15 protein-coding genes and 1 pseudogene are annotated in these 20,677 nt (G+C 53.3%); 7 read left to right on the forward strand and 9 right to left on the reverse strand.

Features of this window, described 5'->3' with window-relative positions:
• Positions 1–21: 21 nt before the first annotated feature.
• Complete coding sequence (locus ACAW75_RS23150) at positions 22–609, forward strand: SPOR domain-containing protein (protein ID WP_370731146.1); 588 nt, start codon at positions 22–24, stop codon at positions 607–609.
• Positions 610–690: 81 nt separating this feature from the next.
• The gene (gene gmd, locus ACAW75_RS23155; RefSeq protein ID WP_370731147.1) at positions 691–1,803 is read left to right on the forward strand and encodes a GDP-mannose 4,6-dehydratase; all 1,113 of its coding nucleotides are present in this window, start codon (positions 691–693) and stop codon (positions 1,801–1,803) included.
• Between the two features lie 198 nt (positions 1,804–2,001).
• Here gmd and ACAW75_RS23160 read toward each other — a convergent pair whose 3' ends face one another.
• The 4 genes from ACAW75_RS23160 to fabF all read right to left on the reverse strand — a co-directional run bounded on the left by ACAW75_RS23160 (position 2,002) and on the right by fabF (position 7,515).
• Entirely contained in the window at positions 2,002–3,534 is a 1,533-nt protein-coding gene (locus ACAW75_RS23160) for a Do family serine endopeptidase (protein ID WP_370731148.1), read from the reverse strand.
• Between the two features lie 287 nt (positions 3,535–3,821).
• Positions 3,822–4,883: a glycosyltransferase family 4 protein gene (locus tag ACAW75_RS23165; RefSeq protein WP_370731149.1), complete on the reverse strand. Its 1,062-nt coding sequence runs from the start codon at positions 4,881–4,883 to the stop codon at positions 3,822–3,824.
• A gap of 12 nt (positions 4,884–4,895) precedes the next feature.
• Positions 4,896–5,819, reverse strand: coding sequence for a Fic family protein (locus ACAW75_RS23170; RefSeq protein ID WP_370731150.1), 924 nt, complete (start codon positions 5,817–5,819; stop codon positions 4,896–4,898).
• Positions 5,820–6,261: 442 nt separating this feature from the next.
• A complete protein-coding gene (fabF, locus tag ACAW75_RS23175) occupies positions 6,262–7,515 on the reverse strand; it encodes a beta-ketoacyl-ACP synthase II (protein ID WP_370731151.1) in 1,254 nt (417 codons plus the stop codon).
• Positions 7,516–7,761: 246 nt separating this feature from the next.
• On the opposite strand from fabF, the gene ACAW75_RS23180 reads away from it, so the two are divergent.
• From ACAW75_RS23180 to ACAW75_RS23190, 3 genes are all read left to right on the forward strand, one after another.
• Complete coding sequence (locus ACAW75_RS23180; RefSeq protein ID WP_370731152.1) at positions 7,762–8,427, forward strand: Rossmann-fold NAD(P)-binding domain-containing protein; 666 nt, start codon at positions 7,762–7,764, stop codon at positions 8,425–8,427.
• Between the two features lie 100 nt (positions 8,428–8,527).
• Positions 8,528–9,571, forward strand: coding sequence for a uroporphyrinogen decarboxylase (gene hemE / locus ACAW75_RS23185; RefSeq protein WP_370731153.1), 1,044 nt, complete (start codon positions 8,528–8,530; stop codon positions 9,569–9,571).
• A gap of 10 nt (positions 9,572–9,581) precedes the next feature.
• The gene (locus tag ACAW75_RS23190; protein ID WP_370731154.1) at positions 9,582–10,127 is read left to right on the forward strand and encodes a GNAT family N-acetyltransferase; all 546 of its coding nucleotides are present in this window, start codon (positions 9,582–9,584) and stop codon (positions 10,125–10,127) included.
• Here ACAW75_RS23190 and ACAW75_RS23195 read toward each other — a convergent pair.
• The 4 genes from ACAW75_RS23195 to ACAW75_RS23210 form a co-directional block, all read right to left on the reverse strand.
• Entirely contained in the window at positions 10,124–10,729 is a 606-nt protein-coding gene (locus ACAW75_RS23195) for a Uma2 family endonuclease (protein WP_370731155.1), read from the reverse strand. The genes ACAW75_RS23190 and ACAW75_RS23195 overlap by 4 nt on opposite strands.
• A gap of 56 nt (positions 10,730–10,785) precedes the next feature.
• Positions 10,786–11,772 (reverse strand): bifunctional heptose 7-phosphate kinase/heptose 1-phosphate adenyltransferase, encoded by a 987-nt coding sequence (locus ACAW75_RS23200; RefSeq protein ID WP_370731156.1) that lies wholly within the window; start codon positions 11,770–11,772, stop codon positions 10,786–10,788.
• A 116-nt stretch (positions 11,773–11,888) separates the two neighbouring features.
• Positions 11,889–12,905 carry a YpdA family putative bacillithiol disulfide reductase gene (locus tag ACAW75_RS23205; RefSeq protein ID WP_370731157.1) on the reverse strand — a complete coding sequence of 339 codons (1,017 nt, stop codon included), beginning with the start codon at positions 12,903–12,905 and terminating at the stop codon, positions 11,889–11,891.
• Positions 12,906–13,000: 95 nt separating this feature from the next.
• Positions 13,001–17,371: an SdrD B-like domain-containing protein gene (locus tag ACAW75_RS23210; protein ID WP_370731158.1), complete on the reverse strand. Its 4,371-nt coding sequence runs from the start codon at positions 17,369–17,371 to the stop codon at positions 13,001–13,003.
• A 289-nt stretch (positions 17,372–17,660) separates the two neighbouring features.
• Between ACAW75_RS23210 and priA the strand changes: the two genes are divergently transcribed.
• Positions 17,661–20,165, forward strand: coding sequence for a replication restart helicase PriA (priA, locus tag ACAW75_RS23215; protein WP_370731172.1), 2,505 nt, complete (start codon positions 17,661–17,663; stop codon positions 20,163–20,165).
• 3 nt (positions 20,166–20,168) lie between these two features.
• On the opposite strand, the gene ACAW75_RS23220 is transcribed toward priA, so the two are convergent.
• On the reverse strand, positions 20,169–20,294 hold the full coding sequence (locus ACAW75_RS23220) for a hypothetical protein (RefSeq protein ID WP_370731159.1): 126 nt from the start codon (positions 20,292–20,294) through the stop codon (positions 20,169–20,171).
• Between the two features lie 62 nt (positions 20,295–20,356).
• Between ACAW75_RS23220 and ACAW75_RS23225 the strand changes: the two are divergent.
• Positions 20,357–20,632, forward strand: a pseudogene (locus ACAW75_RS23225) (DUF1793 domain-containing protein); the annotation flags it as partial.
• Between the last annotated feature and the right edge of the window lie 45 nt (positions 20,633–20,677).

Here is a 20,677-nt window from a genome sequence, read left to right on the forward strand (position 1 = left end):
ATCTCGTTTACCCCACCGCCTATGATGCGTTTACTAGGAAAATGGCCCGTCTTCGGAGTCACCGCGTTGGTGGCCTGGTCTTGTGCCCGTACGCCGGTCACTACCGGGAACCGCACAACCACCGGCAGCTACAACGAGTACTCGGAAGACTTGTCGGCTACCCGCCCTGTGTTTGTTCCGCCAACGAATAAGCCTGCGTCACCTGCTCCGGCCACGTTACCGCCCGGACGGGTCGTAGACACGCCAAAGCGATCCGGCGGTCAGGTCCTGCCAGCCGAGGCGTTGCACGTGAACAAACGCCTTGATGCCATTCTGGATACCATGGCGGTACAAAACCGCCGGGTACGTTATGCCCCTGGCTATCGCGTGCAGGTTTACGTGGGCAACGAACGCGCTGCCGCCGATGCCGCCAAGCTGCAGTTATATCAATTATTTCCTGAATTGAGTGCCTACATGAGTTACCAACAGCCAACGTATCGTCTGAAGGTTGGCGACTTTATGAAAAAGATGGACGCTGAACGATATTTCAGTAAATTGAGGGCTGTCTTCGTTTCTGCCCAGTTACAGCCTGATAAAGTGGACGTTCGGCGGGGCCTGTTGATAAAATAAATGCAAAAAAATGGCCCTCCTATTGTAATTTTACAGGGTTATACACGAAATTTTACAAATTCTTAGAATAATTATAATCGCATGAAAAAAGCGTTGATTACCGGCATAACGGGGCAGGATGGAGCGTATTTAGCCGAATTGCTGCTCGAAAAAGGGTATGAAGTGCATGGCATCAAACGCCGGAGTTCGCTCTTCAATACGCAGCGGATCGATCACATGTATGAAGATCCACACGAAACGCATGTTCGGTTTAAACTCCATTACGGCGATCTGTCTGACTCAACGAACATCATCCGAATCATTCAGGAAATTCAGCCCGACGAGATCTATAACCTCGGCGCTATGTCGCACGTGCGGGTGAGTTTCGACGAACCTGAATACACGGCTCAGGTAGACGGTATCGGTACACTCCGCATTCTGGAAGCAGTACGCTTGCTGGGCCTGACCGAAAAAACGCGTATTTACCAGGCGTCCACGTCTGAGCTGTATGGCGGTGTCCAAGGCCACGCACAGTCTGAAACCACGCCTTTTTATCCGCGCTCACCTTATGCCGTTGCCAAACTGTACGGCTACTGGATCACGGTGAACTACCGCGAAGCCTACAACATGTATGCCTGCAACGGTATTCTGTTCAACCACGAATCGCCGCTACGGGGCGAAACCTTCGTGACGCGTAAGATCACCCGCGCTGTTGCCCGTATTGGTCTGGGTTTACAGGATAAAGTGTTCATGGGTAACATTGATTCCCTGCGCGACTGGGGCCATGCCAAAGATTATGTCGAGGCGATGTACCTGATTCTGCAACAGGAAATGCCCGAAGATTTCGTGATCGCGACGGGCGTGACCACCACCGTACGTGATTTCATCAAAATGGCCTTCCAGGAAATCGGCGTTGAGCTGGAATTCCGGGGCGAAGGTGTTGATGAGAAAGCCTACGTGGCCAGCGCCAGCAACCCTGATTTCCCGGTTGAGGTAGGTAAAGAAGTCATGGCGATCGATCCCCGTTATTTCCGTCCTACCGAAGTTGACCTGCTGTTGGGCGATCCAACCAAGGCGATGACGAAACTGAACTGGACACCGAAATACGATCTGCCAGCGCTCGTAAAAGATATGATGCAGGCTGATATTTCTCTCTTCCAGCGCGATCAGTTACTCGCCAAGAGCGGTCACCAGGTGCTGAACTATTACGAATAGAATTCGGAAGGATTATACCAAAAAGGGCTTCTCCTAAGCAGGAGGAGCCCTTTTTTATGCCGATGCGCCTGGGTACGTTCGCTGGCTTTTAAATCTGGTGTATTCGAGGCGGGAGGATGAAAAAGGGCGCCGCCGGTTTCCCGGCGGCGCCCTTTTTACTGTACAACAGCGCCAACTCGTGCCTGTTGATTTTATTGCTTACACAGGCACCGCGTAGTAGATCATGCGTGAACTGTTAGGGTACATGCCGATGAGCAGCAGCCCTTCACCTTCTTTCACATTGCCCACAATCGTTTCCAGGTCTTTTACTGTCTTCACGTTTTTGCCATTGGCTTTTACAATGATAAAGCCTTCTTCAATTTCTGTTTCAGCCAGTTTGCCGTCCAGAATTTTGCTGACGCGAACACCACCGCTCACGCCCAGTTGCTGACGCTCTTTATCGCTCAGGTTGGTGAATTCACCACCCAGGGCTTTCATGCCTGCCGTGGCCATTTCTTCTTTCTTGATCACGTCGCGCCCGCCATTCCGGTTGCGGAGTTCAAGTTTCACCTCGCGCTCCGTACCACCCCGGTTGATGGTTACATTGAGCACATCACCCGGACGCCGACGACCAACGACCTCACGCATCTGCGCATCAGAATCGAGTGGCTGGCCTTCCATCTTCACGATCACGTCACCTTTCTGAATACCGGCCGCTTTGGCAGCACCATTATCGGTTACGCTTTCTACGTAGATACCACGGCCCACTTTAGCACCCACTTCCTGTGCCACTTTGCTATCCAGTTCGCGGGGCAGAATGCCTATGTATCCGCGTTGTACATTACCGAATTTAACCAGGTCGGCGGTTACTTTTTTCACCAGCGATACAGGTACCGCGAACCCATAACCACTGTAATAACCTGTTGCCGAGGCAATGGCTGAGTTGATGCCCACCAGTTCGCCGCGCAGGTTCACCAGCGCACCACCTGAGTTACCAGGGTTGATAGCCGCGTCAGTTTGAATGAACGACTCGATCGGCGTATCGACGGGCTTGGCACCAGGCTGCTGGGGTTGCTGGTTACGGCTCAGAATACCGATACCACGGCCTTTTGCACTGACGATACCGGCCGTTACAGTCGATTCCAGGTCAAGGGGATAACCAACGGCTAACACCCATTCACCGAGTTTCAGGCCATCTGAATCACCCAAAGTGATGCTTGGCAGGTTGCTGGCGTCAATTTTAACGACGGCCAGATCAGTGAGCGGGTCGGTGCCGATCACTTTCGCTTTGAAGCTCCGTTTGTCGGTCATGATCACTTCAACCTCGTCGGCGTCCTGCACAACGTGGTTGTTGGTAACGATATACCCGTCTTTCGAGATGATGACACCCGAACCCGACGCCTGCCCCTGCTCACGGCGTGGACGGCTACCGCCCTGCCCCTGGCCACCAAATTCGTCGCCAAAGAATTCGCGGAAGATATCAGGCATTTGTTGCTGACGAACCGTACGGGTCATCGTTGTGCGAATGTGCACGACAGTAGGTGAGGCGGCTTCGGCAGCATAGGCAAAATCGCCGGGAGCGCCGGTGGGGGCATTTCCCGTTAGTGAGGCCAGCCGGGTCAAGGGTGAGCCCGTCGACGATTCGGTAAACACGACGTCCCGCTTGTTGAACCCAAGCAGGTTGTACGCGCCCAGTGTTACGGCACTCGAGAGGAGCGCAATCAACACTAAAACTTTCCAGTTGCTTTTCATGGTATTGGGGTACTGACAGTTGTTTTATGTAGGATTTATGGGCGGCTAAAAGGCTTAGGTTTGGTCGACTCAACCGATGGCCTGATCACCGCTTCTGATGGTATAACGAGGAGTGGCCCGCGAAAAATTCGATTACCGACACCCCCTTAACGATTTTTAACAGCGGATGTTTTTTCCAGTCTCAGGTTCCACGTTTCAGGTTTCAAGTGCGCTGCTCAATTGGTGTCTGGTAGGTAAGCAGCGCACTTGAAACCTGAAACGTGGAACATGAGACTCATTTCCTGAAACTATCCTTCCAAATATAATTTCCAATACTGTTTCGCTGTATTTTCCCAGCGGAACCGGTTCGCCTGCCACTGAAGACGCTGGCTTTTAAGCGGGTCGTCGTAATAATCGCGCATCCCGGCCCGGAGCGTCTCCACCACGGCCTCTGGATCAAACGAATCGAAATAATAGGCTTCGCGCCCGCCAATCTCAGGTAAACTGGTGAGGCGCGACAGAAAAACAGGCTTGCCAACGCTCATCGCCTCAACTACGGGCAGGCCGAAGCCTTCGCTGAGCGAAGGAAACAGAAAGGCTTCACACTGATCATACAACCACGATTTAGCCACTTCATCAACGGGCCCGGTTTGTAGTACGTTCGTTAGTTCGAGTTCATTGACCTGACTGGCCAGGTGTTTGGCATAGGGGTGGTCATTCCGCCCTGCCAACACGAGTAAATAATCGGGAAAGGCTTGTGCCAGCGCCAGCAGCACCTGAACGTTCTTTTTGGGATGCAGCACACCCAGGTACAGGAAGAACGGCCTATCGAGGCTGGTCAGTGAAGCGGGAGACTCGCTGGGCGCAGCGGGCAGGCCAGAGACGCCAATGTAAACGGTTTGTAAGGATGTTGTCTCAGGTACGTTCAGGTACTCGCGTACGACCGTTCCGGTATAATCTGAGATTGTTGTCAGCACCTGTGCCCGATCAATACGGCGTTGAACGGCGGCGAGCTTCCGCTTCTTTTTGGCGTCTGAATAATCGGCACGTTCCAGGAAATTGAGGTCGTTGATCGTCAGGATCAGCTTGCCAGGGCGTTGAGCAGGCCAGTAGGCCCCGTCCTGATGTAGATTGTGCCACACATCGAACTGGCCGGGGCTGTAGAGTTTGTACCGCCAGCTGGCTTCCCGATACTGCAACGTACCTGATGGCACCCCAAACACACCTGTTTGGCCCGGTGGCACCAGAAAGGTCAGTGACGTACCTGCGGGCTGTTGCCGAACCAATTCCTGCCCCACATGCAGACAGGTTTGTCCCAGCCCGCTATTCAGGTCACGAATCCGTTCGGTATCGACAAAAATATGAGTCAAGAGAAAAATGAATTAAGGCTGAGAATGGAGAACAAACTGCTTTTCTTTCTGATTGACACGTATTTCATCGATATAACCCTTATCGACTAATCCCTGTAAATCGGTCCGAGCCGTCTGATTTGACGTACCCAGTACTAGTTCTACTTCTTTAACAGACAATATGCGGCTTGGTTCGGCCTGCAACCAGCTTACTACTGTTGCCTGTCTCGACGATAGGTTCCATGTTAGTTGTAACTGGCTGACTGGCTGTTTTTCAGTAACTTTCCGGTCTATATACGCTTTCAGCTCATCATAAGCCCGCCGCATAGCCTTGACCTGATAGTTAACAAAATAGCCAAGGTCATTACCGTCAACTTCAGTATACTGATAGGCTTTATAGTGTTGGTTACGAGACTGCATGATAACCCCTGAGATAGACAGGTACCCGGTGAGCCAATACCCGCGTTTCAACAAGTACCAATAAAACAAAGCGCGGGCTGTGCGACCGTTGCCGTCTGTGAACGGATGAAAATAACCAATGAGGAAATGAACGATACTTGCCTTCACAATAGGATGCAGGAAGAAAGTAGGCGTTTCGTCATTAAAAAAGTGGCATAGATCAGCCACAAAATTAGGGAGCGTATAGGAAGGAGGGGTGTGAATTAGCTCCCCATCCGTTGCAGCTACTACATGTATATCGTCGTTTTGCCTGAACGCGCCGCTGTCTTCTGGCTTATCCATCGTGTCAGACGTCATAAGCCTGTGTAGTTCTAGCAACGAGCCTGGTGTGAGTGGACGCTGCTTGTTGGCCACTATATGCTGAATGGTGGTGTAGTTATTCACAATCATCCGCTCCGAATGATTACGGGGTGGGCGCTGCTTGCGCAACATCTCTTTTGCCACCACTCGTGACGTAACTGCTCCCTCAATCTGGCTGGAAGCAATAGATTCTTCCATGATTGATCCAATTAGGTAACGATGCCTGTCTGTATCTGATAGTGTAGATTGACCGCCTAGCGAACCACCCAGATTGAGGTCGAACTCATGGAGCTGGCTATATAGTGCATCAGTAGACGTGAAGGAGAATGAGTCTCCTCCCATTGATAACAGGTGCTTACCTGTTTGTCGATTGAACTTAACGATGTACCATAGTTCTTCTGGCGTAATAACGGCTCGTAGTTCGTTGGGTACTTTGTATTTAACCTTGTCCCAGTAAGCGTAGCTGTATTGATCGACCTAATTAACTCTGCATTACCAACCAACTGGGGGGTAAGGCTGGGGTTATCTACTAATTGTTCAATCAAATCAAGCAGAGGCTTAGGAGCGGGAGGTAGTTCTATCTTCGTCACAGGATCTCCTAACTTTTGCAAAATTAGGAGATCCTGTGACGAAGATAGAACTACGCTTCAAATCGCTTGAAAAGGACCGTTGCGTTATGACCCCCAAAGCCGAAGGTATTGCTCAAGACCGTGTTGACGGTCCTGGCCTGCGCTACGTTGGGCGTCAGGTTGAGGCCCGCCGGTACATTTTCGTCGCGATTGTCGAGGTTAATGGTTGGCGGAATCAGGCCGTGCTGCATGGCCAGAATACCTGCTACCCCTTCAATCGCACCGGCTGCGCCGAGCAGATGACCCGTCATCGACTTGGTAGCACTGATGTTCAGGTTTGTTGGGTTTTCGCCAAAGACCTTCACAATCGCTTTGGCTTCGGATACGTCGCCGATGGGTGTCGACGTAGCGTGAACGTTCAGGTAATCGATGTCGTCGGGTTGCAGGCCAGCCTCACGCAGGGCTTCCCGCATGGCATTGGCCGCGCCCAGCCCTTCCGGGTGGGTGCCTGTCATGTGGTAGGCGTCGGCGGTGGCTCCGGTGCCAACCAGTTCGCAGTAAATTTTGGCGCCGCGTGCTTTGGCGTGTTCGTATTCTTCGAGGATAATGCCGCCGCCCCCTTCCCCTAATACGAAACCGTCGCGGTCGGCATCGAACGGACGGGAAGCACGCTGGGGATCATCGTTGCGCTCAGACAGGGCCTTCATGTTACTGAAACCACCCAGCGCCGAGTCGGTGATAACATATTCAGAACCGCCTGTTACGATGGCATCTGCTTTACCCAGCCGTATGTAGTTGAACGCATCGATCATGGCGTGGGTGCTCGACGCGCAAGCCGAAACAGGGGCAAAGTTGACGCCCATGAAGCCATGCCGAATCGAGATCATACCGGCACCCATGTCGGCAATCATTTTCGGAATGAAGAATGGGCTGAAGCGGGGCACTTTACCGCCGGCGCCATAGCTCAGCACTTCTTCCTGGAAACTATGCAGACCACCAATCCCCGATGCCCAGATAACACCAACCCGCTCCTTGTTGATGCCTTCACTCAGCAAGCCGGCATCGTCAATGGCCTGATCGGCGGTAACGATGGCGTAGTGAACGTACCCGTCCATCTTCCGGGCTTCTTTACGATCGAAATAATTAAGAGGATCAAACCCTTTCACCTCGCAGGCAAAGCGGGTTTTGAACAGGGATGCGTCGAATTTAGTGATGGGTGCGGCTCCGCTGGTGCCCGTGCTCAGGCCTTGCCAGAAGGCTTCGACAGTGTTTCCGATAGGGGTAAGGGCACCCAGGCCCGTCACAACAACTCGTTTCAACTCCATAATAGGGGTATGCTTTTGTGCCGCAAAGATGCTGCGATTCGGGGAATTAGAAAAATAGTTAACGATTGTCGATGGTAGTTGGCCTGCATCGGCAAGAAATTAGTTGATCGGAAACACACCCGCCTATACTACTTATCGTCAACCTTTTACCATTACTCAGGTTATTCTAACGAGACAGGAAAATGTCCTGCTGCGCAGAAGACAAATTCATACACACCAATAATCATAAACATTTACAGTGAATTCATGAACATTAGAGCAATTGTAACGGGGGCGACGGGGATGGTTGGGGAAGGCGTGTTACATGTATGCTTAGAGGATGACCGGGTAATTCAGGTACTTAGTGTTAGTCGTAAGCCATGTGGTATTGTGCATCCTAAATTACAGGAATTGATTGTGCCTGATTTCTTTGACTTATCGGGGGTAGCCGATAAGCTGACCGGTTTTAATGCCTGTTTTTTCTGCCTGGGGGTATCGTCCGTTGGCTTGAATGAAACAACCTATAGCAGGCTTACCCATACGCTGACCATGCACATGGCTACCTTGTTGAGTCAGCGAAATCCTGACATGACATTCTGTTATGTGTCGGGGGCGGGTACCGACAGTACAGAACAGGGAAGTTCGATGTGGGCACGGGTGAAAGGAAGAACCGAAAATGACCTGATGGCCCTGCCATTCAAGCAGGTATTCAATTTCCGGCCTGCCTACATTCACTCTATGCCCGGCATGAAAAACACCAACGGTTATTACAAATACATAAGCTGGCTATATCCCGTTGCGAAACTACTGGTTCCGTCGTTTGTGATCACCCTTCACCAACTGGGCCGGGCGATGATCAACGCGGTTGGTAAAGGGAAACAACGGCGTGTGCTGGAAGTGAACGATATTAAGGCACTGGCCGGGGAAGGGTAAGCGGTGAAACCTGGTTGCCGCCAACGTGCTGATGAGCCAGCCAACGCTTAATTCTTGCGTCTTAACGCTTAATTCTTAAGTCTCCCCCGATATTTGCAGCATGAAGTTACAGAATGACTTAGTGCTCCGGGCTGCACGGGGCGAAGCGGTTGAGCGCACGCCTGTATGGCTGATGCGTCAGGCGGGCCGGATCCTGGCCGAATACCGGACCGTTCGGGAGAAAGCAGGCAGCTTTATTAAGCTGGCAACGACGCCCGAACTAGCCGCCGAAGTGACCGTTCAACCCGTTGATTTACTGGGTGTCGATGCCGCCATCATTTTCTCTGATATCCTGGTCGTTCCTGAAGCGATGGGCTTGCCCTATGAAATGGTAGAGCAACGCGGTCCGGTTTTCCCGCAAACAGTACGTACTGCTGCCGATCTGGCACGGCTGCACGTGGCTGATCCGGAACAGGACCTTGGGTATGTGCTGGAGGCACTCCGAATCACCAAACAGAGGCTGAATGGGCGGGTGCCGCTGCTGGGTTTTGCCGGAGCGCCGTTCACCATTTTCTGTTACATGACAGAAGGGAAAGGGTCGAAAACATTCTCTGTTGCCAAAAAGCTGTTGTACACCGACCCGGCTTTTGCCCACACCCTGCTCCAGCAAATTACCGATAGCACTATCGCCTATTTGAAAGCCCAGGTACGTGCCGGGGCCGATCTGGTGCAGTTATTCGATTCGTGGGCGGGTATTCTGTCTCCCGAGCAGTACAACACCTTCTCATTACCCTATATCAGGCAGATTTGCGATGCCATCAAAGCAGATGCGGAGGTGGGCCATACGCCGATCACCGTGTTTGCCAAAGGGGCTTTCTTCGCCCGTCAGGCGATTGGTCAGCTCAACTGCGACGTGGTTGGCCTTGACTGGAATATGGACATTGCCGAGTCGCGGGCGCTGATTCCCGGTAAAACACTACAGGGGAATCTGGACCCCTGCGTGCTCTACGCCGAACCGGACCAGATTCGGGCGGAGGTGCGCCAGATGCTGACGGCGTTTGGTCCGCAGCGCCATATTGCCAACCTCGGCCACGGTGTTTATCCCGATACCAATCCCGATCATGTACGGGTATTTATTGAGGCGGTGAAGGAATTTTCGGCCTAAAAAAGGGAGCATGATAACCTACCGAACGGCTCAGCTAGCTGATGCAGCCTCGATTGCCCAAGCGCATACCCAAAGCTGGCGACTGGCCTACCGGGGCATTCTCCGCGACGACTATCTGGATGGTGCTATTAGCGACGAACGGGATGCTGTTTGGCAACAGCGGCTTGGCAGCCCGGCGGCTAATCAGCGCGTTCTGATAGCAGAAGAAGCGGGCCGGTTCAGTGGTTTTATCTGCCTGTTTCTCGACGCTGAGCCCCAGTTCGGAACGCTCATCGACAACTTGCACGTGTTACCGACCCTGAAAGGCCGGGGAGTTGGAGCGGGCCTGATGCGCGAAGCAGCCCGGCAGGTGATTCCGCAGGCAACGCAGCCCGGTTTTCATTTGTCGGTGTACGAAGCCAATCGGGCTGCTATTCACTTTTACGAACGCATGGGTGGGGTAAACGTAGGCCGTGAAGTGCATGAAACGCCGGGTGGCGGCGAGGCTGTCAGCCTTCGGTATGCCTGGAAAACGGCGGCCGATCTTCAGGTACGCAAGCTATCGTGGGTACGTTAGCAGAACAGCGAAAGAGCCAATGAGAAGTCCGGCAGTACATCTTCGCCCGATAAGCTGACATCGAACGTAGTGACGACATCAATGGAGCCGTTGGCGCGGTACACTTTTGCCGTTTGCGTTTTTGGGTTGATAAGCCAGCCCAGTCGACATGCATTGGCCATGTATTCGGCCATTTTTTCTTCAGTGGCTTTCTGCGAATCTGTTTCGCTCACCAGTTCAACCAGAAAATCAGGGCAAAGAGGCAGGAATTTTTTGCGTTGCTCTGGCGTAAATGCATTCCGGCGTTCGGCAGTTATCCAGGAAGCGTCAGGGCTACGGACAGCCCCATTAGGTAGACGGAAAGCCGTTGACGAATCATAGACGAAACCCAGCTTTGTTTGCCGGTTCCAAATAACTAATTCAGCGACTAATTCGCTGTTTCGTTCGCCGGTTTCACCACCTGTTTGTCCCATAGATTTTATATCTCCACTTGCATCGCGTTCAAAGTTGAAACTGGCGTTGTCCTGACAGAAGTAATAGAACTCATCATCAGTCATGTGGCGCAACTGCTCGAACACGTCAGCACCTGGCTCAAGCTCGATTGGCAATACAAGAGTGGTCATGGCAAACTGCGTTGTGGTCTGTTTTCAGTAGAAATATACGACGTTCACGGCTGGAATTAAATCGCCAACCGGATGGCCTCGTCAAAGAGCCGGTTCTTATCGATGGGTACTACGCCCACGCTTTCGCAGACGAGGCCGCCGCCCAGGTTCGAGAGTCCGGCAATGCGGAGAGGTGACTGGCGGAGCGCTACGCAACAGGCGGCAATGCTGATCACTGTATCGCCTGCCCCCGACACATCGGAAATCTTCCGAATATGAGCGGGAAGCTTGACCTGTTCGCCGTTGAAATCAATGTACACGCCCCGTTCAGAGAGGGTGATCAAGGTACCCGACAGCTGCATGCGTGTTTTTAACTCATCGACCACGCGGGTTAGCTCGCCCGGCTCATCTACGTTGAAATCAACTTTGAGCCCTTCTTTTAGCTCTTTCAGATTAGGCTTGAACAACGTGGTGTGCTCGTAGTCAAGGAAGTGCCGCTTTTTGGGATCAACCACCGTAGGTACGTTCTGCGCATTGGCAAAGGCGGTGATCTCGGCGATGGCTTCCCGGCTGAGAACCCCTTTGTCGTAATCTTCAAAAATAACCACCTGACAGTCCGGAATCAGCGATTTAGCCATCGCCACCAGCTGGGTACGTTCGGTGTCAGAAATGTAGCGGTCGGTTTCAGTATCTACACGAACAACCTGCTGTGACCCGGCTATGATCCGCTCTTTGATGGTGGTAATCCGTGATTCAGACCGGATTAGCCCCTCGCAGTTCAGGCCGCGTTCCAGGAGCTGCTGCCGGAGCTGGTCCCCTGCCATATCGGTACCAATGACCGAACACGCAATGGCTTCGGCTCCCAGTGCCTGTACATTGAGCAGTACGTTGCCTGCTCCGCCCAGACGTACCTCGCGGCGATTGACCGTCACAACCGGAACCGGTGCTTCGGGTGAGATACGGTCAACGCGACCCCATACGTAGGCATCGAGCATGACGTCGCCAATAACCAAAACGCGCAGGTTATTGAACTGGGCAAATAAATCGGAAAGGGGAGTATTCATCCCGCAAAAATAGTTTTCTGTCTTCTGTTTACAGTCTTCTGTTGCTCCGCTAATTCAGCAATTCGTGCCTCAGCAGCGCAACGGAAGCCTGTAAACAGAAGACAGAGGACTGTTTTTTAGATTCGTTGTACCAGTTCGTTGACCTTGTGAATCTCACGGCCCATTATGTGATCAACGATAGCCTGTGCGTGTTCACGCCCATTTTCGATAAAGACCTTCTCGGTGAAAATACCCGCCAGCACCGTACCACACACATACAGGCCAGGTACGTTGGTTTCGAAGGTGGTGCGGTCGTAGTAGGGAATCTGGGTTTCGGGATCCAGCTCAATGCCACAGCGCAGAAGCAGTTCGGCATCGGGGGTGTAACCCGTCAGGATCAGGACAAAATCGGCGGGGAGCCTGGTTATTTCGCCCGTTACGGTGTTGTGAACCCGTACATAATCGTTGCCGATCCGGGTGACACAGCTACCAAAAACGGTCTTGATCTTTCCTTCTTTCACCCGGTTTTTTACATCGGGAATAAGCCAGTATTTCACCGTCGACCGAAAGTCTTCGCCCCGGTGAACAACAGTCACATCAACGTCGTGCCGATATAATTCGAGGGCGGCTTCCACGGCGGAGTTCGAGGCCCCAATGATCACCACTTTCGTAAACGAATACTGGAAGGGCTCATCGTAGTAATGAGACACCTGCGGGCCATCTTCGCCAGGAATACCCAGCCAGCGTGGCTTGTCGAAATAACCCGTGGCCATAATCACTTTGTAGGCGTAGAACGCCTCGTCTTTGGTTGTAAGTACCCGAAAGACATCGCCCTGTTTCGACACGCTTTTGACCTCTGTAAACACCTTTGTTTTCAGGCGATAGTAGGCAGCTACTTTACGGTAATATTGTAGCGCTTCGTTCCGGTTTGCCTTCACGCTCGACACCGGAAAAGGAATTCCGCCAATTTCAATATTTTCTGCCGTTGAAAAGAAGCGCATCAGTTTCGGATACCGCCGAATTGACTCGGTAATACTGCCTTTTTCCAAAATCAGGTGGCTCAGTCCACTCCGGGCAGCTTCAATGCCTGCTGCCAGGCCACAGGGACCACCCCCCACAATAATTACGTCGACAGGTTGCGAGTTTGTTGTCATATTGGCCGGGATATCATGATGCATCTGAAGGGATAACATAAAAAAAGCCCCCAAAGGTTTGTCCGTTGGGGGCTTTGCAAGCGGGAAACAACAAGTTATCGTATCCGGGTCGCCTGAATTTGTACACAGGCACGTGGCGTGATCGTCACGGTTACCAGCGCTGCCGGCCGGCAGTCGGGTATGCCATCTACATGCGCCGGTGCCGGGCTTATGATGGCGTAGATGTATACGGTTTGCGCCGTAGTAGCCGCCAGTAGTGGGGCCAGCGCACCCGGCGATAACACGGCCTGGTTCGACGCGTTGGGCGCTACCGTACTGATTACCGTGCCACCCGCATACATAGCCGTTCCTGATTGTGGAGCGCTGAACTGCACAAACTGAACTTGCTGACCGGCTGCAAATCCGCCGCCGGTGATCGATACGGTGACCGCCGGTGCCTGATCGCCCGAGCAAACGGTAAGCGCCGAAGGGTTGATCAGAAAGACCGGGCAGGGGTCTGACGTTGGTCCTTCCACGACTACCTCGATAAAGTCAGAGCAGCCTGTTTTCAGATCTGTTGCCGTTACCCGGTACAGGCCTTCGTCCTGCACGACCGGGAACTGCTCCGTGCTGGTGAAGTTATTCGGACCTGTCCAGAAGAATGATACGTTACTACCATCAGCGGCAAGCGTCACCGAGCAGGTCGGACACAGCTTGGCGCCACCAATTGCATCGATGAAAGGCAACGACCGGTCGCCCTGTGTCACGGTGCCGGTAGCGGGAGATGACACGGCCGTACAACCATTGGGGAAGGTGACATAGGCTGTGTACTGACCCGCGATCGATACACTGATCGGATTGCTGCTGCTGGCGAAGCCAGCCGGACCAGTCCAGATGACAGGATAAGGTGACGGTGCCCCATTGACCCGCGCTGTCAGCGCCACAACTGTTGTGCTGCAGGTCAGTGTTTCGTTGTTGATCGAAACAGGGCCCACGCCCTTGTCTTCAGCAATGGTCACGCTGACCGGCTCACCAATACAGCCTTGTAACGCACCTGTCAGGGTATAAACGCCAGGGGCACTCACAACCAGGCTATTGGCCGTAACGCTGGTAGGGGCCACCGGACTCTGCCAAACATACACGGCGCCAGCCGTCGGTGAACTGACAAAAAGCGTCGCCGACTGTTTTGCGCAGGTTAGCGTGGCAGACGATACGTTGGCTATTCCATCAATGGTAATCGCCATAAATGGTGGCGTACTGGCTCCCTGCTTAACCTGGACAGTAGCCGAAGCCGCTGTACAGCCGTTCGGGAAAGTGACCGTGGCCGTGTAGTTGCCTACGATGCTGGTAAACAGTGGATTGGCGGTGCTGGTAAAGTTGTTCGGGCCCGTCCATAACACCGCGTAGGGAGAAACCGCCTGATTGACCAGTGCGGTCAGTGAAGCTACTGGGCTGGCGCAGGACACCTCAGCGTCAAACGCGGTAACCGATGCGGTCACTTTATCTTCGCTCACAACGGCTGGAACGGCATCGCCGGCGCAGCCATCCAGGGTGCTGGTCAGCGTGTAGACACCCGGCGAGCTAACGGCCAGGGTCAAGCTGGCCGTGCTAGTGCTACCCGGCGGACTCAACCAGATATATTCGGCGCGGGGCGTTGGGTTATTCGCTGCCAGCACAGCCGTTGGCTGGGCGCAGGTGAGTGTAACCGAGGCGGTATTGACCGAAACGACGGGCTTCGGAAGCACCGTTAATTTAGAGACCGACGACACACGGCATTGCGGATCGGCCGGGGTCGGGTAAATAATGCCATACACGTAGTAGTTGATGGGAGCTCCCGAAGCATTAGCGGTCGGAATAGCCGGTGCTGTCAGTGAGGTAACAAATGTGGTGGGGTCACTTGGTGAATACGTACCCAGCACTTGGCCACCCACATACATAGCCGTTCCGCTTTGCGGGCTGCTGAAGTAAACAAACCGCAGGTCGTCGACCTGGGAAAAGCTTCCGCCAGTCATCGGGATGCTAGGAATCGTGCCGGCATCTGCACAAACCGACATCGCTTCGATTCCTGCCACAATCGACGGACACGAATAAACCGAGAGGTCATAGTTGTAATTGTTTTCGCCGAAGCTACCGGTCGTCAGACTGATAACGGCATCTGAACCAATCAGGGTGGCATCGCTGTCGCGGGTCGAGCTGCCCACGGCCGTTCCCTGTGTCTGGGGCGAGATGTAATAATCAGTAGTGGTCGTAGCCAGGGCGGCTCGTCGGCCGTTGCGGCCTGGTCCACCCTGAGGCCTAGACGCGGCAAGAGCCAGGTTAGGCAGCTGCACCATGTCCATCCGAACCTGATAGCTCCGGTTGACCTGCATGCCGGTGGGAACGTTGCTGTTGTTGAAAACGTACAAGCCGCCGTTGGCCGTTGTGGTGCTGGCTACCAACGTACCTGTGCCGCCGCCGCTCATATCGAACAGACGGAGAATAATGCCATCGACACCCGGCTCGTAGGCATCCTGAATACCATCGCGGTTATCGTCGAACCAAACCCGGTTACCGATCTCGATAGGGGCTGGATCACAGAGGATCTTACCATCCCCTAAACCGGATACCTTGCCGAACGTACCTGGCGAGTTAAAACCAAACAGCGCGTAGTTGCGGCGCAGGGTACCATCCAGGTTGCTCATCACCCGCAAACCGCCCGACTGATACACGTCGGTGATTGGGTCGAAGGCCGACGTCATAATCTCGTTGCTACCCGGACGCAGCATCAGCGAACCATTGGCTATTTCGTCGTGGCCAGGCTTGTTGGCCGCGTTAAAGTACCACTGATCATTGAAGTAGAACTCGCCACCGCCAGGACCCTGATTGTTGCCTACACCGGCTACGGTATACGTACCTGTTGTCGGATTGTAGGGTGGAGACAGGGTCTGGCCTGAACCCGGAATACTGTTTGACCCTGCCGTGCGGCCACCCACCGATCCGTTTGATTCCAGCTGATAGACTGAATGATCGGCGGTTAATGAACTGGCGCGCAACAGATCACCACCCGTGAAGCCATTATAAACGCCCTGCCCGGCGGGATTGTAGTTCTGAACACCCGCGAGGTGACCGAACCGATCGAGCATCCCGATGATCATGTCGCCATTATCATCGAAGGCCAGGTCGGTCACCATTGGTTGTGGCCACATAACAAACTGACCGGTGCTGTTACAACCCATCGGAAAATCATTATTCCAGGGAAGCCAGTAATCGAACAGGGCGCAGTTTTCAGTTAAATCGGCCGCCCCCCGCTTAAACGTTAACGGAAAGCTCAGGACCGTCTGGAAGGTAGCACCGGCACCCTGACGTGGATCAATGCGCATGATGATGGCTTTCAGGCCGGTTGTATCGGGTAGGGTAGCCGCCAGTGCAGCACTGGCCGAAGCGGCCCCCGTAATTTTCGATGGCTTATTCTCGCCCGAACATACACCCCCTACGTACACGTACTTGCGATAGGAGTAAATAGCCCAGGGCCGGAAATCACCATTCGGACAGCCCGACTGGTCAATCGACCACGATTTCACGTCGGCCGGACCGGGTTTACGAGCGGGCGAGTCAATAAAAACGCCGTATAGTTTCCGGTCGAACATATTAACGGCATACAACGTCTTGCTGTCGTCGGAGAGGTCGATGCCACCCAGCCCGATCTTACCCATTGTCGTCATGGGACCGGGGTCGGCACTTGGCTGCGTTTTATCGGGGTTCAGGCCCGAGTGCGGATCGGCCCCGGTCGGTACATTCAGGTCAGCCTGAAAATCGAAGAAAGGAGCCGAAGTAGCTGTTGCCAGGTCAGTGATATACACACCGCCTGTTCCGAGTGTACCCAGGCCCGCGTGGCGTTTAATGGTAGCGCTGCTCAGGACCTTTTTCTCGGCCCGGAGGTAAGCCACGCCCCAAACGGCACCAAGATCGCTCCCCCCCGCCAGGTGGGTGGGCGGAAAGTTAGAGCCGCTGGCCAGACCCGTCGCGTTGATGGAAAAAGAAACCAGTACATCGGCCCTGGCGCTCTGGTTGCTGGGATCTACGGGGCCGTTCGAGTTAGACGTGGTTAGCGGGTCGCCATTGACAAAGCAGGGTATAACCACCTGTACATCACCGTTTTGGCAATATTCTGTCGGGTAGTTGATACCGCAGTCGACGCTGGCCGACGGGGCTGTAACGAACCGTAAATTGGTTTGGCTCGACGGGCCAACCGGCCCAAAGAAAAACCCTTCTTCAATCGTGGCAAATTCTATTCGTACCTTCGCTAAAGCGGGTATTTGGGCGGCGGTGAACGCGTATTTACCTGCTGCATCAGTGATGACACTGATAGGCGTATTACTGAAATTAACATACGCATTCACCGTCACTCCCGGAACGCCTGGTTCTGTTGGTAAGTTGATGGTTTGGGTGCCACTGGCGTCAAAGTCCCGGTATACGGTGCCACTGACCTGCGCGTAAGAAGCTGACAAAGACAGCGCGAACAAGATGCCCAGCAGAGGCCAAGTGCGTGTAATTGAATAGAAATGTTTCATTAGTAGGCTGTTTCACTAAATGGATTGGCATATGGATAGATCACATTCAGAGTAGTAGCTAATAGAAAAATAACCCGAGCCTGAAATAGGCCGGTTTATGAATTAGATAGTCTTCTGTTTTTATGGGTAGGTATAACGTTCTGGTACGTGACAATTTTCTTGCCAGATCATTCACTGAGTGTTTTCCTGATTCACCATTCTGTATTTTTAGTAACTAATTGTTTTGATAGACTCGCTATTTTCATACAATGTCGCGGAAGAGGTCACATTATTTGTCGACTTGGTGCTACCAGTGCCCGTTCCACGTCTTTTTACCTATAGAGTTAAGCGAGAAATGGCGGCCCTTATCAAAATTGGGGCCAGAGTTATCGTTCCCTTCGGAAAAAGTAGAGTAATTACTGCAGTGGTAGCCAGTTTGCACAACCATCCGCCGCAGAATTACCAGGCCAGGTATGTGCTCGAACTGCTCGATGAGTATCCCCTGATCACGGGTTATCAGCTACAGCTATTTAGCTGGATGGCAGAGTATTACATGTGCTGCGTAGGCGAGGTGATGAACGTTGCCTTACCATCAGGACTGAAGATTACCAGCCAGTCGAAAGTGCAGTACAACCCCGATTTCGACCATCCAGACCTGCTTACTGAACAGGAAGTTGCTCTTTTAGACGAACTCCAGAAGCATCCTTCCCTGTCGTACGAAGAGTTGGGCCGGCTAGTGGGCGACGTTAACGTACCTCCCCTGATCAAGTCACTGGTGGGTAAGCGGGCGGTTATTGTCTTCGACGAAGTGAAAGAAAAGTACGTGCCCAAGATGGTGCGTAAGGTGCGTTTGCATCGACACTACGAGCAACCCGAACAACTGCTGGCCCTGTTGCAACGGCTGGATAAACTACCTAAGCAACAGGAAGTTGTGATGCGCTACCTGCGGCATGTACCCATGCAGCGTAACCCCGACCTGAATGAGAAAGGCCTCGAAAAATCAATTCTGAATCAGGACGATGAGCTGTCGCAGTCATCGCTGGGTACGTTGTTGAAAAATGGTGTGTTCGAGTCGTTTGAGCTCATCCAGCCCCGCTTTGCCGAAACGTTTGCGCCGCAGAAAGAGATTGTGCTGACGGCCGCTCAGCGCACTGCTTCAGACAGTATCATGGCCGAGTTTTCCCGGAAAAACATTGTGCTGTTTCATGGCATAACGGGCAGCGGAAAGACTGAAGTATACATCGATCTGATCCAGAAAGTGCTGGCGGGTGGGTCGCAGGTGATGTACCTGCTGCCCGAGATTGCCCTCACCACCCAGATCGTCGTGCGCCTGCAAAAAGTGTTCGGCGACAAGATGGGTATCTATCATTCAAAATTCTCGGATAACGAACGGGTCGAGGTCTGGAAAGGGGTGGTGTCCGGGCAGTTCCAGTTTGTCATCGGCGTCCGATCGGCGGTATTTCTGCCTTTCGATAACCTCGGCCTGATCATCGTCGATGAGGAACACGAAACGTCGTACAAACAACACGACCCGGCTCCGCGCTACCATGCCCGCGATGTGGCCATGATGATGGCGCACTGGCAACAGGCGAAGGTGCTGCTGGGGTCGGCTACACCCTCGATCGAGACGTACTACCAGGCCAAACAGGGGCGCTATGGACTGGTTGAGTTGTTTCAACGCTATGGCAACGCCAATCTGCCGTTTATTTCGCTGATCAACATCAAGCAGGAACGGAAGCAGAAAACGATGAAAAATGAGTTTTCGTCGGTTCTTTATAATGCCCTGGCCGATAACCTGGAGCGCGGTGAACAGAGCATTCTCTTTCAAAACCGACGCGGCTATTCGCCTTATCTCCAGTGTGAAGATTGTGAGTGGACCAGCCAGTGCCTGAACTGCGCCGTTAGCCTGACCTATCACCAGCGGGCGGCCGAACTGCGCTGCCACTACTGTGGGCATAAAGAAGACGTACCCAGGGTGTGCCCAACCTGCGGCTCAACCAAAGTGCGGACGGTTGGCTACGGCACTGAAAAACTTGAAGACCAGCTACAGATCCTGTTTCCGGCGGCCCGTATTCAACGGATGGACCTCGATACTACCCGGGCCAAAAACGCATACCAGCAGATCATCAGCGAATTTGAAGGCGGTAACGTCGACATTCTGGTCGGTACACAAATGATCACCAAAGGGTTGGATTTTGACAATGTGAGCCTGGTTGGGATTTTCGATGCCGACCGCATCATTCGTTTTCCCGAATTCAGAGCAACTGAACGGGCTTTTCAGATGATGACTCAGGTAAGTGGTCGCGCCGGTCGCCGGGCCGACCGGCAGGGACGGGTGCTGATTCAGACCAGCGACCCCACGCAGGTGGTGCTGCAAAAGATCATCGATAACGATTACCTCGGCCTCTACGACGAAGAGATCATGGAGCGGCGCGATTTCAATTACCCGCCTTTTTCGCGACTCATTAAACTAACGGTTCGCCATACCGATCAGCGCATCAGTAAAAAAGCGGCCGAAGTCCTACGGGCTGCATTGGCGGCTCAGCTTGGCGATGAACGGGTGCTGGGGCCGGAAGAACCGCTGGTTGAGCGCATCAGGAACCAGTTCCTTTTTGATATTCTGATCAAACTGGAACGCGAAAAGATCAATTTCAAAGCCGTGAAAGCCTTCATCCAGCGTTGCATCACCGACATCCTGACCGACAAAGGCCTGCGCGCCGTCAGTATAGTGATCGACGTTGATTGTTTGTAGCGGTTACCGCAACATGGCCTTGCTCTGCCGGTCAATATCGGCGGCTTTCCTTTTGGCTTCATCAAGCGGCAGGCCGGGCTTCATACCGGGGCGTTTATGACCGAGGGCGGTCAGCCAGGCGTCTTTCATGATGAGGTGCTTTTCCGACGTAAGTTTCAGCAGCTGAGGGGCGCCGGGTACGTTCGCCAGGGCAGAAACCCTACGGTCTTCCGTTGGATAGCCGCAGGACCTACACCAAGTCGGACTGGATCATCTGGACGGCTACTATGGCTGAGTCCGACAAAGATTTCCGGGCCTTCGTGGCGTTCGTCTGGAAGTATGCCAACGAAACGCCCTCGCGTGTGCCGCTATCGGACTGGTACGAGACGACCAATGCCAAACAGGTTGGTTTCCAGGCCCGGTCGGTGGTGGGCGGGTACGTCATTAAACTGCTGGAAGACCACCTGATGCAGCAAAAGAAGAAGTAAAAAGGGGTAAACACAGCGCCAGGGAGAATATAGACTTAACGGGTC

The sequence above is a fragment of the Fibrella arboris genome (assembly GCF_041321095.1).
GTDB classification, from domain to species: Bacteria; Bacteroidota; Bacteroidia; order Cytophagales; family Spirosomataceae; genus Fibrella; species Fibrella arboris.